The following is a 13,511-nucleotide window of genomic DNA, read 5'->3' on the forward strand; positions in this document are numbered from 1 at the left end:
CAAACGCCGCAGGTCGACTCTGTACGGGGGAACTGACTCCAACGGGTGACGAGGAGCGCGCCCGGGAGGGCACGGGGAAGGGCCGGGCGCGGCCCGGCCCGTGAGGGCGGGGCCGCGCCCGGCTCCGGTCCGGGGCCTGAGCCGGGTACCGGCCCGGGCGGCGGCTCAGGCGGCGGCCCGGCGGGCGAACCAGTCGATGGTCCGCTCCAGCCCCTCCTGCCAGCCCACGCGCGGCGCCCAGCCCAGCTTCTCCCTGGCCAGGGAGGTGTCCGGGCAGCGCCGGGCAGGGTCGTCGCCGGGCCGCTCGACGAAGGTGATCGGCGAGGCCGAGCCGGTGAGCTTGACGATCCGGCGGGCGATGTCCAGGACGGTGGTCTCCTCCTCGCCGCCGATGTTGACCGGCCCCGGCAGGTCGCTCCCGGCGAGCGCGACGATCCCCGCCACGGTGTCGTCGACATAGCACAGCGAACGGGTCTGGCCGCCGTCCCCGGCCACCGTCAGCGGTTCGCCCGCCAGGGCCTGCCTGACGAAGGTCGGCACGGCACGGCCGTCCCCGGCACGCATCCGGGGGCCGTAGGAGTTGAAGATCCGCACGATCGCGGTGTCCGTGCCGCGCGCCCGGCGGTGGGCGGTGACCAGCGCCTCGGCGTACCGCTTGGCCTCGTCGTAGACGCTGCGCGGGCCGACGGGGTTGACGTGCCCCCAGTAGTCCTCGCGCTGGGGGTGCTCGCGCGGGTCGCCGTAGACCTCGGAGGTGGAGGCCAGGACCATCCGCGCGCCGTCGCGCTCGGCCAGCTCCAGGGCGTTGCGGGTGCCGCTGCTGCCCGTCTCCAGCGTCTCCAGCGGCAGCCGCAGGTAGTCCGCGGGCGAGGCGGGGCAGGCCAGGTGGAAGACCAGGTCGAAGGGGCCGCCGGGCAGGTCCTCCAGGGCGCCCGGCGCGCAGGCGTCGCGCCGTACGAAGGCGAAGCCGTCCCGGCCGAGCAGGTGCGCGAGGTTGCCCTCGGACCCCGAGAGCAGGTTGTCCACGGCCGTCACCGCCAGACCGTCCTCCAGCAGGCGTTCGCACAGGTGCGAGCCCACGAACCCGGCACCGCCCGTCACCACGGCCCGCCGCCGGTCACGTTCACCCATCATCGGCAACCTCTTCCTCTCGTTCCCCGCTTTTGTCCCCGGGAGCTGGTGTAAGGGGGCGTTCCGCTGTGCACTCGGAGACCATGAGCGAAACGCACCCGGATCCGGACCCCAGGCGGTCGCCCGGCCTCGAGAGCGGCGGCGGAGTGCCGCCGGGCGAGACGCCGCCCGGCGAGAGCAGCACGCCCGCGGGCGCCCCGGACCAGAACGCCAACACGCCCAGCGGCTGGGGCCCGGTGCCACTGGTCCTGCTGCTCGTCCTGGCCGTGCTCGTCGCGGGGTTCTTCATCGCCTACGCAGTGGCGCTGTGACCCCGAGTCCCCGGATGACGACACCGAAAACACCGGGAACACCCGGAGCACCCGGAGCGACCGCAACAGCCGAAACAACCGCGACGGCCGGGAGGGCCGGGGCCGCGGGAGCGACCAGAGCACTGCTCACCGGCTGGTTCTCCTTCCTGCACGGCGAGGCCACGGCCGGCGACGTGCTGGCGCTGGAGCGCGTCCGGGAGGTGCTGGACCGCTCCGGGATACCCCACGACACCGCCTGGAGCCCGGGCTTCCGGCCGGACGGACCGCACCTGGAGGACGCGGACCCGGCGCGGTACACCCACGTGGTCTTCGTCTGCGGCCCGCTGCACGGGCCGCAGGTCGCACAGCTCCACGAGCGCTACCCGGACTGCGTGCGCGTCGCCGTGGGCGTGTCGGTCATCGACCCCGGCGACCCCGCCGTACGCGGCTTCCACCATGTGCTGCCGCGCGATGCCGACGGGGCGCCGCCCACCGCGGACCTGGCCGCCGCCGCGCCCGAGGCGCCCGCCGCCCCGGTGGCAGGCGTGATCCTCACCCGGGGCCAGGGGGAGTACGGCGGACGCCGCCGCCACGAGGAGGTCGCCGACCTGGTGACCGGATGGCTGGCGCGGACCGACTGCGCCCGGGTGGAGCTGGACACCCGGCTGGCGGACGGCGACTGGCGGCTGTGCGCCACCCCCGCCCAGCTCCAGTCCGTGCTGGCCCGGCTCGACGTCGTGGTCACCGACCGGCTGCACGGCCTGGTGCTCGCCCTGCGCGCCGGGATCCCGGCCCTGGCCGTCGACCCGGTGGCCGGCGGCGCGAAGGTGACCGCCCAGGCGCGGGTGCACCGCTGGCCGGCCCTGGTCCCGGCCGAGGGGCTGACAGGGCGGGAACTGGACCGCTGGTGGCGGTGGTGCCTGACGGAGGGCCGGGCCGCCGCCCGGCGCCGGCGGCACGCCTTCCGCCGCGCCCCCGACCGGGACCAGGGCGGCGCGCTGGCGCGGCTCCTGCGGCCGGAACCCGGCACCGCGCCCGCGCCTCCCGGCACCGGCCGCGTACGGCGGTAGCCCGCGGCGGCCGGGGTCGGCGGGCCGGGTCAGGCCCGGCCGCCCACCCCGGTGGCGATCTCGTGCCGCCGCCCGCCCGCCACGACGGGCGCCAGCGGGGCGGTGGGCGCCCCCGCCACCTCGCGCATCCCGCGCAGCAGCTCCCGCAGGGCCTCCTGCGCCGACCGCCGGGGCCGCCAGTCCAGCTCCCCGGCGGCCCGCTCGCAGTCCATCACCGGCAGCCGCAGGAACGCGTCCAGCAGCTCCGGCGGCGCGGGCACCAGCCGCAGCCGCCACGCCGCGCCCACCGCGGCCCGCACCGGCCCCAGCGGCACCCGCACCACGCGGGCGCCCAGCACCTCGGCCAGCACGGAGGCGTCCACCACCGGCCCGGCGGCCAGGTTGAACGCGCCGTGCACCGGCCTCAGGACCGCGAGCCGGTACGCCTCGGCGGCGTCGTCGGTGTGCAGCACCTGGAAACGCATCCCCGGGAGGGCGGGCACGGCCGGCACCATCCCGAGTCCGGCCAGCCGCTGCGGCAGGAACGGGCCGGCGAACAGCCTGCGCTGCTCGCCGGCGGCCTCCCGCTTGAAGAGGAAGCCCGGCCGCATCCGCACCACCCGCACCCGGGGGTGGTCGCGCTCGAAACCGTCCAACAGCCGCTCCACGTACGCCTTCTCCCGGCAGTACGCGGCATCCGGCCGGCCGCCGTGGGTCGGCCAGGTCTCGTCCACCGCGCGGTGGACGGGGCCCGGGGAGTAGGCGCCCACCGAGGAGGCGTACACCAGCGCGGGCACCTCGGCCGCCGCCATGGCGCGCAGCACCCGGGCGGTGCCCAGCACGTTGGTGCGCCAGGTGACCAGCGGATCGTGGGTGGGCTGGATCAGCCAGGCCAGGTGGACCACGGCGTCGGCGCCCCGGAACAGGTCCGTCAGCCGCTCCTCCGCGGCCCGCCCGGCCGGGTCCTCGCCGTCGCCGCCGGCCCCGATGTCCGCGCTCGCCCACTCGGTCTTCGGCGGCGTCCACAGCGGTGTGCGGCGGGCGACGCCGAGCACCGAGCCGACGCGCGGATCGTCGCCCAGGGCCCGCACCACCGAGGTGCCCACATTGCCGGTGGCGCCCAGGACGACCACGCGCAGACCGCCTCCGGCGCCCCCGCCGCTCCCGGCCGGCGCCCCGGTCACCGCTCCTCCCGGCGCAGCGCGCCCCGGGTCGTCGCCAACGCCGCCCGGCACTCGCCGCCGCCGTCGTCGCCGACGGCGGCGTTCTCCACGGCGTCGAACAGCTCCCCGATCCCGTCGTGCCGCCGCGTCAGCAGGGCCACCACGTCCTCCTCCGCGACGGCGCCGGGCGATGTGTCCCGTCCAGCCATCTCGCTCCTCCTCACGGCATGCGCTGTGGCCCGGCGCCAAGTACCCGCCCCCCGCGGGGGGGAAACGGCCCGGCCCGCCGAGCCCGCAGGGGCCCGAACCGGCGCACACCCGGTGTTTCCGCCCCCTCGCTCCGGGTACTGCGCGAGGTGCGGAAGGAGGGATGGTGCGGCGTGCTGGTCAGCCTGCTGTTGCTGTTGACGGTCTATGTGTCGGTGGCCCTTGTGACGGCCCGTGTGGTCTACGGCATCGAGCGGGCCCGGGTCATCGAGCTGGAGCGCGACTGGCACGCGGAGGAGGACCCGGTCGAGCGGTTCCGGCGGCAGGGCCAGTCGGCCACCGCGTCGACGGCGTTCCTGTACGGCATGGCCTGGCCGGTCGTCATACCGGCGTACCTCTTCTACCGCTGCGCCGCACTGGTGATCACGGGGAGGCCCCCGCCCGCCCCCTGCGAGCGCGCCGACAGGGCCGAACGGCTGGACGCGCGCATCCGCGAGCTGGAGGAGTCGCTGGGACTGCGCGGCCACGCACTGGACGAGAACGGACCGAGGCCATGAACTGCTACGAGTGCCTGACGCGGGACCGAACCGCCACCGCCGTCGCGGTGTGCTCACGCTGCCATGTGGGCCTGTGCCCCGAACACCTGCGGATCGAGGCCGAGCTCGTCAGCGAGCCGCGGGGAATGGGCCAGGTCACCCAGACGCCGGAGGCCCGCCGGGCACTGTGCGAGGTGTGTGCCCGGGCCGAGGGCTGACGCCGCGTCACCCGGTCCGGCGCCCCCACCTCCGGCCCGGGCCCGGGCCCCCGGCGCGACCGCGCCACGGACGGGTGTACAGCCACGCGGTACACGTCCATTTATGTACGCTCTGTTCGCCCATGCGCGGTTCATCCGGGAGTGCCCTTGCTGGTTCTGATCGCCGCCCACGCCGCCGTGGCCGCCCTCCTCCCCGCCCTCGCACCGCGTGCCGGGCGCGCCGTGTGGTGGGTGGCCGCCCTGGTACCGCTGGCCACACTGGTCTGGGCGGTGGCGCTCACCCCTTCCGTGCTCGACGGGGACGCGCCCGTGGAGCACTTCGGCTGGGCGCCCTCGCTGGGTCTGGAGGTCGTCCTGCGGCTGGACGCGCTCTCACTGCTGATGACGGTGATCGTCAGCGGCGTCGGAGCCGCCGTCCTCTTCTACGGCGCCCGCTACACCTCCGAGGGGCACGGCCGCGAGTCCGCGCTGCTGCTCGCCTTCGCCGGCGTCATGCTCGGCCTGGTCACCGCCGACAACCTGCTGGTCCTGTACGTCTTCTGGGAACTGACCACCGTGGTGTCGTTCCTGCTCATCGCGGGCCGGGGCAGGACCCGGGAGCACCGCGAGGCGGCCCAGCAGGCCCTGGTCGTCACCACCGGCGGAGGCCTGGCGATGCTGCTCGGCTTCGTGATGCTGGGGGAGACGGCCGGCACCTACCGGATCTCGGAGCTGGTCGCCGATCCCCCGGACGGCGGATACGTACCCGCCGCGCTGGTGCTCGTCCTGGTGGGCGTCTTCACCAAGTCGGCGCAGTTCCCCCTGCACGGCTGGCTGCCCGCCGCGATGGTCGCGCCGACCACCGTGAGCGCCTATCTGCACGCCGCCGCCATGGTCAAGGCAGGCGTCTATCTGACGGCCCGGCTGGCGCCCGGCTTCGCCGACACCGAGCCCTGGCGCCCCCTGGTACTGACCGTCGGCCTGCTGTCGCTGGTCCTCGGGGCCTGGCGGGCGCTGTGGGAGAGCGACCTCAAACGCGTCCTGGCCTACGGCACCATCAGCGAACTCGGCCTGCTCATCGCGCTGTTCGGATACGGCACCCGCAACTCCGCGCTGGCCGGCGAGGTGATGCTGCTGGCGCACGCCACCTTCAAGGCGTCGCTGTTCCTGATCACCGGCCTGGTCGAGCACCACACCGGCACCCGCGAGATCGGCCGGCTCTCCGGCCTGGGCCGCCGCAGGCCGGTCCTGCTGGCACTGGCCGCGCTCGCCGCCGCCTCCATGGCCGGGCTGCCGCCGCTGGTCGGCTACCTGGGCCACGAGGCGTACTTCGACACCTTCTGGAACGCGGCCCGGCACGGCCCCGGAACGGGCGAGGAGTGGGTGCTGGCCGCCCTGGTGGCCGGCTCCGCGCTCACCGCCGCCTACGCCGTCCGCTATCTGTGGGGCGCCTTCGCGAGCCGGCCCGGCGCGGAGCCGACGCCGCAGGAGGACCCCGGCGACCGGGCGCTCGGCATGGCCGTGCCCATCGCCGCCCTGGTGACGGCCACCGTCGCCCTGGGCGTGTGGTACCCGGGCACCGAGACCCTCACCGAGCCGTACGCCGACCGGCTGCCGTCCGCTCAGAAGCCGTACCACCTCGCGCTCTGGCACGGGCTGAGCCCCGCCCTGCTGCTCTCCGCCGCTGCCCTGGCCGCCGGCCTCCTGCTGTATCGCCTGCGCCCCGCCCTGGCCGCACTGCGCGACCGCGCGCCCCGCGCGCCCGACGCCCAGGAGGGCTACCGGCGCACCGAACAGGTCCTGGACCGGGCCGCGCTGGGATTCACCCGCCGCACCCAGGTCGGCTCCCTGCCGGTCTATCTGACCGTGCTGCTGGCCACCGTGCTGGTGGTGCCCGGCACCGCCCTGCTGCTGCGCGACACCCCCTTCACCGCCCCGCCGCTGTGGGCCTCGGCCATCCAGGTGCCGCTGGGGGTGGTGGTGCTGATCGCGGCGGTCACCCTGGCCCGCGTACACCGGCGGCTGTCGGCCGCCCTGCTGGCCGGGGCGGTGGGCTACGGGGTCGCCGGCCTCTTCCTGGTGCAGGGCGCACCGGACCTGGCGCTGACCCAGCTCCTGGTCGAGACGCTGACACTGGTGATCATCGTGCTGGTGTTGCGCGGGCTCCCGGCCCACCTGGGCCCCCAGCGCGCGCAGCCGCGCACGCGCCGCCTGCGACTGGCGCTGTCCGCCGCCGTCGGCACGCTCGTCGCACTGGTGGCGGTGGCCGCCTCGGCCGCCCGCCGGGACCCGGCGGTGTCCGCCTACTACACCGAGCACGTCAAGGAGGCCGGAGCCCACAACGTCGTCAACGCGATCATCGTGGACTTCCGTGCCATGGACACCCTCGGGGAGATCGCCGTGCTGCTGGTGGCGGCCATCGGCGTGGGGGCCCTGATCCTGCTTCCGGCGGGTGCCAGGAGGGCCGGGGCGCCGGTCCACTCCCGGCCCCCCGCCGCCGACCGGTACCCGGCGACCGCGCGCTGGGGCGTACCGCAGGACCGGTGGCTTCCGGAGGCGGAGAACATGCCCGCCCACGACCGCCTGATCATGCTGGAGGTCGTCACCCGGCTGCTGTTCCCGTCGATCCTGGTGCTCTCGGTATATCTGCTCTACTCCGGCCATCTGCGGCCCGGCGGCGGCTTCGCCGGCGGGCTGGTGGCCGGGCAGGCCTTCACCCTGCGCTATCTGGTGGGCGGCCGGATCGACGCCGCGTTCGCCGGACGGGTCGACCCCCGCGTCATCGCGGGCGCGGGCCTGGCCCTGGCCGCGACGGCGGGCCTGGCCCCGATCGCCTTCGGCGGCGATCCCCTGGCCACCGCGCTGCCGAGCGCGACGCTGCCGGTCTTCGGCCACCTGGAGCTGAGCACCAGCGTGGTCTTCGACACCGGGGTCTACCTGCTGGTCGTCGGGGTGTGCCTGAAACTCCTGGTGGCCATGGGGCCCGCCCAGGCGCCCGCCGGGCAGGTCCCCGGCCCGTCCGGCGGCGAACCCGGTGGAACCGGGCAGCCCGTACCCTCCGACGCATCCGGGAGCCGCGACCGATGACGACTGTGGACCTGACATCGGCCGTGGTGGTGGGCGGGCTGTTCGCGATCGGCTTCCACCTGCTGCTGCAGCGCTCCCTGATGCGCCTGCTGTTCGGCTTCCTCGTCCTCGGGCACAGCACCAACCTCCTGGTCCTGCTGGCCGCGGGCCCGCCGGGCAGGCCGCCGATCACCGGCTACGCACACGGGAAGGACTCGTTCGCCGACCCGCTGCCGCAGGCCATGGCCCTGACCGCGATCGTCATCACCTTCGGCATCTCCATCCTGCTGCTCGCGCTGGTCTACCGGGGCTGGCTGCTGCTCGGCCACGACGAGGTCCGCGACGACGTGGAGGACCGCAGGCTGGGCGAGAGCGAGCACCCCGGCTTCCCCGGCGACACGGCCGGCGAACCGGAAGAGGCGCCCGGGCGCACGACACGGGAGGCACCGCGGGGGACACCGGGGAAGGGGGAGGAGCGATGACCGACTGGCTGCTGATCGCACCCGTTCTGCTGCCCGTACTGGCGGCGGGCCTGTCACTGGCCGTGTGGCGCAGCGCCGGAGCGCAGCGGCTGCTGGGCACCGGCGGGCTGCTGGTGGCGCTGGTGGACGCCGTGGTCCTGCTGGTCCTCAGCGACCGGCGCGGTCCGCTGGTGCTGGACGTCGGCGGCTGGCCGGCCCCGGCCGGCATCACCCTGGTGGCCGACCGGCTCTCGGCACTGCTGCTGACGGTGGCGCTGGCGGTGGCGCTGGCGGTGCTGGTCTTCGCCATCGGGCAGGGCACGGCCGGGAGCGGGAGCGGCGACCCGGTCCACGCCCCCTTCCACCCCTCCTACCTGCTGCTGGCGGCCGGGGTCTCCCTGGCCTTCCTGGCCGGGGACCTGTTCAACCTCTTCGTCGCCTTCGAGCTGATGCTCGCCGCCTCCTACGTGCTGATCAACCTGGACGCCGACGAGAGCCGCATCCGGGCCGGGATGACGTACACCATCACCAGCCTGCTGTCCTCACTGCTCTTCCTCACGGCCATCGCGGTGGTCTACGCGGCCACCGGCACGGTCAACCTCGCCGACCTCGGGGGCAAGGTGCCGGACCTCCCCGAGGGGCTGCGGACCGTCTTCAGCCTGCTGCTGCTGATCGTGTTCGGCATCAAGGCGGCCATGGTCCCGCTGCACTTCTGGCTGCCGGACAGCTACCCCACCGCCCCGGCGCCCATCACCGCCGTGCTGGCCGCGCTGCTGACCAAGGTCGGCCTCTACGCGATGGTGCGCACCCAGACGCTGCTCTTCCCGCGCACCGAGCCGTGGACGCCGCTGCTGGTCGCGGCGGGGGTCACCCTGCTGGTGGGCATCCTGGGAGCCATCGCCCAGCAGGACCTCAACCGGCTGCTGTCCTTCGTCCTGGTCAGCCACATCGGCTACATGCTCTTCGGACTGTCCCTGTACTCCGTCACCGGGCTGACCGGGACGGTGCTGTACGCCATGCACCACATCGCCGTCCAGGCGGCGCTGTTCCTGATCGCGGGCCTGGTGGCCGCCTGGAGCGGCACCGCGTCGCTGAGCAGACTGGCCCGGGCGGCTCCGCCGCCGGGGATCCTGGCGGGACTGTTCCTGGTCTCGGGTCTGAGCCTGGCCGGGATCCCGCCGCTGTCCGGCTTCGTCGGCAAGCTCGTCCTGCTCCAGGCGGGAGTGGAGCAGGGCGGGACGGCCGCCCTCGCCCTGCTGGCCGCGGCCCTGCTCACCAGCCTGCTGACCCTCTACACGATGGCCAAGGTGTGGCGTGCGGCGTTCGCCACCGGCTCCGGGCGGCCGCCCCGGGCGCGGCCCCGCGGCGGCGGGGCGCGGCTGATGGTGGGCGCCACCGCGGGCACCGTGCTGATCGGCGTGGCGGTGGCGCTGGGCGCCGGGCCGGTGGCACGGGTCGGCGAGCGCGCGGCGGTGGACCTGCTGGAGCGCGACGCCTACCTGGAGGCGGTGCTGGGGATGCGGGGCGAGATCCCCACGGACGTCCGGGAGGCCGGGGAAACCGGAGGGGCCGGAGGAACCCCGGGAGCCGGAGGGGCCGCGTACACACGGGGAGCCGGGCGGGACCCGGACGGCGGGCCGGACCCGGGCGGCGAGACGGACCGAGGCATCCACCGAACCGAGGAGCGGGAGCGCCGATGAGTTCCACGGACGACACCACCGCCGCCGCCACCGTGCCCCCCGCCGGGAACCGGCTGCGGGGACGCTGGCCGGTGGTGCTCTGGCTGTGGCTGCTGTGGATCGTGCTGTGGGGGTCGGTGAGTCCCGTGGTGCTGGTCTGCGGCGCGGCGGTGGCGCTGGCGGTGGCGGTGGTCTTCCCGCTGCCGCCGATCGGCCACCGGGCGTCGGTCCACCCCTTCGGACTGGCGGCCATGACCGGATACCTGCTGGTGGACCTGGTCCGCTCCGCCGTGGTGGTGGCCCGGGAGGCGGTGCTGCGCGGGCCGCGGGCCAGGGCCGCGGTGCTGGAGGTGCAGCTGGATGCGGACACCGACCTGCTGATCACCGCCACCGCCCACCTGGTCACACTGACGCCGGGCACGCTGGTGCTGGAGATCGACCGCGGACGGCGCAGGCTGTACGTCCACGCGCTGCCGGTGCGCGACGCCTCACAGGTCCCGGGCCGGCGCGCGGAGACCTCCGAGGAGGAACACCGTGTGGTGCGGGCCCTGGGCACAGCCGAGGCGCGCGAGCGCCTGCTGGGACGGGACGGGCACGCGAAGGGGGTGCGGCGGTGAGCGCGGTCGCCGTGATCGCACTGGCCATGCTCTCGGCCGCCGCGCTGCTGGTCCTGGTCAGGCTGGTGCGCGGCCCGCGCTCCCTGGACCGGATCGTGGCGGTGGAGGTGCTGGTGACGCTGCTGGTCGCCGGGGCATGCGTGGCCATCGCGGTGTGGGAGTACACCACGTTCGTGCCCGTGCTGGTCGTGCTGGCGCTGCTCGGTTTCATCGGGGCGATGACGGCGGCGCGGCTCATCGAGGAACGGGAGGAACTGCGATGACCCGGCTGGCGGCCGACGGCGGCGAGGTCGTGGCGGCCACCGCCTCGGCCGTGCTGCTGCTGACCGGCGCCCTCTTCTGCCTGCTGGGGGCGCTGGGACTGCTGCGCTTCCCCGACACCGCCTCCAGGCTCCACGCCTCCTCCAAGGCCCAGACCCTGGGCGTGCTGCTGTCCCTGCTGGGCGCGGCCCTGCGGGTGCCGCTGCCCTACGCCGGGCTGCTGCTGCTCGTCGCCCTCTTCCAGCTGTTCACCGTGCCCGTCGCCGGTCAGGTCATCGGCCGGGTCGCCTACCGCACCGGCGCGGTGGACCGGAGCACCCTGGTGGTGGACGAACTGGCCGGGCGGCTCGGGCCCCCGGACCCGGAGGCCGTGGCGGAGCCGGACGACACCGGGGACGGGGACGGGGGCGAACCGGAGGACGGTGCCGGGGACGGCCGGCGCCGAGAGGCCTGACGCGGCCCCGGCCGTCCTCCGGCGCCCCCTACCGAGGCTCCTGACGGCGTGAGGGGCGCACCACCATCGCCGAGCCCCCGCCGCGCCGCTCCGGCTCGGCGACGGCCCGCACCCGCCCGTCGGGCAGGACCTCCAGCGCGGCCACCGCGCCGATCTGAGGCGACGGGGCGAACCGGTGGCCCAGCCGCTCCAGCGGCGCCCGCTCGGCGGCGGACTCCAGGAAGGCCGGCTCCGCCAGGGTGGCCGCGGTGTTGCGCTGCGACAGCCGCGGCGCGGCGACCGCCTCGGGCAGCGCCATGCCCAGGTCGATCCGGTTGAGCAGGGTCTGCAGCACGGTGGTGATGATGGTGGAGCCGCCCGGCGAGCCCAGCGCCAGCAGCGGACGGCCGTCCTCCAGCACGATCGTGGGCGCCATGCTGCTGCGCGGCCGCTTGCCCGGGCCGGGCAGGTTCGGGCCGGCCACATCATCGGACAGGGGGGTGAAGTCGAAGTCCGTCAGCTCGTTGTTGAGCAGGAAGCCCCGGCCGGGCACGGTGATGGCCGAGCCGCCGGTCTGCTCGATGGTGAGCGTGTACGACACCACGTTGCCCCAGCGGTCGGCGGTGACCAGATGGGTGGTGGACGGGCCCTCGTGGTCCTCGCCGCCGCCCCGGCCCGCGGAGCAGCCCCAGGAGTCCGGGTCGCGCGGGTCGGCGGGCGCCAGTGGGCCGGTCAGCGCCCGGTCCGGGTCGATCAGGCAGGCCCGCTCCTTGGCGAAGCGCTCCGAGAGCAGCTCCTCGGTGGGCACGTCGGAGAACGCCGGGTCGCCCACCCAGCGGCCGCGGTCGGCGTACGCGATGCGGCTCGCCTCCAGGTAGTGGTGGAGCGCCCGGGCGCGGTCCATCCCGGCGAGGTCGAAGCCCTCCAGGATGTTCAGCGCCTCGCCGGTGGTGGTGCCGCCGGAGGAGGACGGGGCCATGGAGTACACCTCCAGGCCCCGGTAGTCCACCCTCGTCGGCTTCCGGTGCAGTACGCGGTACCGGCCGAGGTCGCCGGTGGTCATCAGGCCCGGCCGCACCCTGCGGTCGGCGTCCGGTGCCACGGGCGGCCTGCGGACGGTGGAGGCGATCTCGCGGGCGAGCCGCCCCTCGTAGAGCGCGTCCGCGCCCTCGCGGGCCAGCAGCCGGTAGGTGCCGGCGAGGCCGGGGTTGCGGAACCGCGAGCCCACCTCGGGCAGTTCCCCGCCGGGCAGGAACAGTTCGGCGGTGGGGGTGAAGTCGCGGAAGCGGTCCTCGTTCTGCGCCGTCTGGGCGCGGAACTCCTCGTCCACGGTGAAACCGCGCTCGGCCAGGCGGACGGCGGGCCGCAGTGCCCCGGCCAGGGAGATGGTCCCCCAGCTGTCCAGGGCCTTCTCCCAGGTCGCGGGGGTGCCGGGGACCCCCACGGACAGACCGGAGTTGACCGCCTCGTCGAAGGGGATCGGCTTCCTGGTGGCCGGGTCGACGAAGGAGTCCGGCCGCATGGCGGCCGGGGCGGTCTCCCGGCCGTCGATCGTGTGGACGCGGCCGGTGCGCGCCTCGTAGTGGACGAGGTAGCCGCCGCCCCCGACACCGGCCGAGTAGGGCTCGACGACGCCGAGGGCCGCCGCGGTGGCCACGGCGGCGTCCACCGCGTTGCCGCCCGCGCGCAGCACCTCCAGACCGGCGCGGGAGGCGTACGGGTCGACGCTGGAGACCGCGCCGCCGTACCCGGTGGCGACCGGCAGCTTCACGGGCGGCTCGCGGCCGGTGTCGGCGGTCTGCGCCGCGGCGGCCGGCACGAGCAGGAGCACCGGGAGAGCCAGGACCAGCGCGGAGACCGGCGACGGGAGCGGGGCCCCCGCGGTGCCCGCGCGGCGGCGGAACGGGAGCGGGGAACGGGGGTGGCGGGCGCGGCGGACACGTCGGACGGGCATGGAGCCTCCGTGGTCTCCCGGGGACGCTCGGACCCCGGAAACCCTGTCAGCGGGCGGGAGCCCGCGGCAACAGCGCCGCGCCGCCCGCCCGCGCCCACGGCACCCCGGCACGGCGGCATGGCCGGGAGCGGCGGCGGGTACCCGGCGCGGCCGGAGGACCCCCAGCCGAGGAGGTGCACCCGCATGCGGATCCCCGGCCGGTCGCGCACCGGCACCGAACCCGTGACGGCCCGCAGTCCGCTGGGAATGAGGCTGTTGCTGTCCGTCCTGTACATCCCGGTCTTCCTGGCCGGGACGGTGTTCTTCGCCCTCTGGGCGGCGGACTCGGGTCCGGGCGACGCCCCCAGCGCGGACTCGCTGCGGACCATCGCCTGGATATGCGCCGCGCTGACCCTGGTGGGCGTGATCGACCTGATCGTCGTCCTGGTGCGCCGCGGGCGCGAGCGCGCGGCGGGCGCGGGAGGGGG

General features: G+C 75.5%; 15 protein-coding genes. 11 read left to right on the top strand and 4 right to left on the bottom strand.

What is annotated here, in order from left to right:
- Positions 1 to 165: 165 nt before the first annotated feature.
- Positions 166 to 1,131, bottom strand: a complete 966-nt coding sequence (locus L7D48_RS00725) for an NAD-dependent epimerase/dehydratase family protein (RefSeq protein WP_374490540.1) — start codon at positions 1,129 to 1,131, stop codon at positions 166 to 168.
- A gap of 83 nt (positions 1,132 to 1,214) precedes the next feature.
- On the opposite strand from L7D48_RS00725, the gene L7D48_RS00730 reads away from it, so the two are divergent.
- Together L7D48_RS00730 and L7D48_RS00735 are read left to right on the top strand one after the other, a co-directional pair.
- Positions 1,215 to 1,442 (top strand): DUF6480 family protein, encoded by a 228-nt coding sequence (locus L7D48_RS00730; RefSeq protein ID WP_237875987.1) that lies wholly within the window; start codon positions 1,215 to 1,217, stop codon positions 1,440 to 1,442.
- A 14-nt stretch (positions 1,443 to 1,456) separates the two neighbouring features.
- Positions 1,457 to 2,491, top strand: coding sequence for a polysaccharide pyruvyl transferase family protein (locus tag L7D48_RS00735; RefSeq protein ID WP_237875989.1), 1,035 nt, complete (start codon positions 1,457 to 1,459; stop codon positions 2,489 to 2,491).
- Between the two features lie 29 nt (positions 2,492 to 2,520).
- On the opposite strand, the gene L7D48_RS00740 is transcribed toward L7D48_RS00735, so the two are convergent.
- Positions 2,521 to 3,654: an NAD-dependent epimerase/dehydratase family protein gene (locus L7D48_RS00740; protein WP_237875991.1), complete on the bottom strand. Its 1,134-nt coding sequence runs from the start codon at positions 3,652 to 3,654 to the stop codon at positions 2,521 to 2,523.
- Positions 3,651 to 3,842, bottom strand: coding sequence for a hypothetical protein (locus tag L7D48_RS00745; RefSeq protein ID WP_237875993.1), 192 nt, complete (start codon positions 3,840 to 3,842; stop codon positions 3,651 to 3,653). Before L7D48_RS00745 ends, L7D48_RS00740 begins: the two co-directional genes overlap by 4 nt.
- 171 nt (positions 3,843 to 4,013) lie before the next feature.
- Between L7D48_RS00745 and L7D48_RS00750 the strand changes: the two genes are divergently transcribed.
- From L7D48_RS00750 to mnhG, 8 genes are all read left to right on the top strand, one after another.
- Positions 4,014 to 4,397: a hypothetical protein gene (locus L7D48_RS00750; protein ID WP_237875994.1), complete on the top strand. Its 384-nt coding sequence runs from the start codon at positions 4,014 to 4,016 to the stop codon at positions 4,395 to 4,397.
- On the top strand, positions 4,394 to 4,594 hold the full coding sequence (locus L7D48_RS00755; RefSeq protein ID WP_237875996.1) for a DUF2180 family protein: 201 nt from the start codon (positions 4,394 to 4,396) through the stop codon (positions 4,592 to 4,594). The genes L7D48_RS00750 and L7D48_RS00755 overlap by 4 nt, the downstream gene beginning before the upstream one ends.
- Before the next feature lie 147 nt (positions 4,595 to 4,741).
- Positions 4,742 to 7,660 carry a Na+/H+ antiporter subunit A gene (locus L7D48_RS00760; RefSeq protein ID WP_237875998.1) on the top strand — a complete coding sequence of 973 codons (2,919 nt, stop codon included), beginning with the start codon at positions 4,742 to 4,744 and terminating at the stop codon, positions 7,658 to 7,660.
- Complete coding sequence (locus L7D48_RS00765) at positions 7,657 to 8,121, top strand: sodium:proton antiporter (RefSeq protein ID WP_237876000.1); 465 nt, start codon at positions 7,657 to 7,659, stop codon at positions 8,119 to 8,121. Before L7D48_RS00760 ends, L7D48_RS00765 begins: the two co-directional genes overlap by 4 nt.
- A complete protein-coding gene (locus L7D48_RS00770) occupies positions 8,118 to 9,800 on the top strand; it encodes a Na+/H+ antiporter subunit D (protein ID WP_305853116.1) in 1,683 nt (560 codons plus the stop codon). The genes L7D48_RS00765 and L7D48_RS00770 overlap by 4 nt, the downstream gene beginning before the upstream one ends.
- Positions 9,797 to 10,396, top strand: a complete 600-nt coding sequence (locus L7D48_RS00775) for a Na+/H+ antiporter subunit E (RefSeq protein ID WP_237876025.1) — start codon at positions 9,797 to 9,799, stop codon at positions 10,394 to 10,396. Before L7D48_RS00770 ends, L7D48_RS00775 begins: the two co-directional genes overlap by 4 nt.
- Positions 10,393 to 10,659 carry a monovalent cation/H+ antiporter complex subunit F gene (locus tag L7D48_RS00780; RefSeq protein WP_237876027.1) on the top strand — a complete coding sequence of 89 codons (267 nt, stop codon included), beginning with the start codon at positions 10,393 to 10,395 and terminating at the stop codon, positions 10,657 to 10,659. Before L7D48_RS00775 ends, L7D48_RS00780 begins: the two co-directional genes overlap by 4 nt.
- Positions 10,656 to 11,111: a monovalent cation/H(+) antiporter subunit G gene (gene mnhG / locus L7D48_RS00785; RefSeq protein ID WP_237876002.1), complete on the top strand. Its 456-nt coding sequence runs from the start codon at positions 10,656 to 10,658 to the stop codon at positions 11,109 to 11,111. Before L7D48_RS00780 ends, mnhG begins: the two co-directional genes overlap by 4 nt.
- Positions 11,112 to 11,139: 28 nt before the next feature.
- On the opposite strand, the gene ggt is transcribed toward mnhG, so the two are convergent.
- The gene (ggt, locus tag L7D48_RS00790) at positions 11,140 to 13,044 is read right to left on the bottom strand and encodes a gamma-glutamyltransferase (RefSeq protein WP_237876004.1); all 1,905 of its coding nucleotides are present in this window, start codon (positions 13,042 to 13,044) and stop codon (positions 11,140 to 11,142) included.
- Positions 13,045 to 13,227: 183 nt separating this feature from the next.
- Between ggt and L7D48_RS00795 the strand changes: the two genes are divergently transcribed.
- Positions 13,228 to 13,511 (top strand): DUF6343 family protein (locus tag L7D48_RS00795; protein WP_237876006.1); only part of this gene is annotated, 284 nt, incomplete at its 3' end.

Source organism: Streptomyces sp. ICN903 (genome assembly GCF_022015835.1).
Classification (GTDB): domain Bacteria; phylum Actinomycetota; class Actinomycetes; order Streptomycetales; family Streptomycetaceae; genus Streptomyces; species Streptomyces fenghuangensis.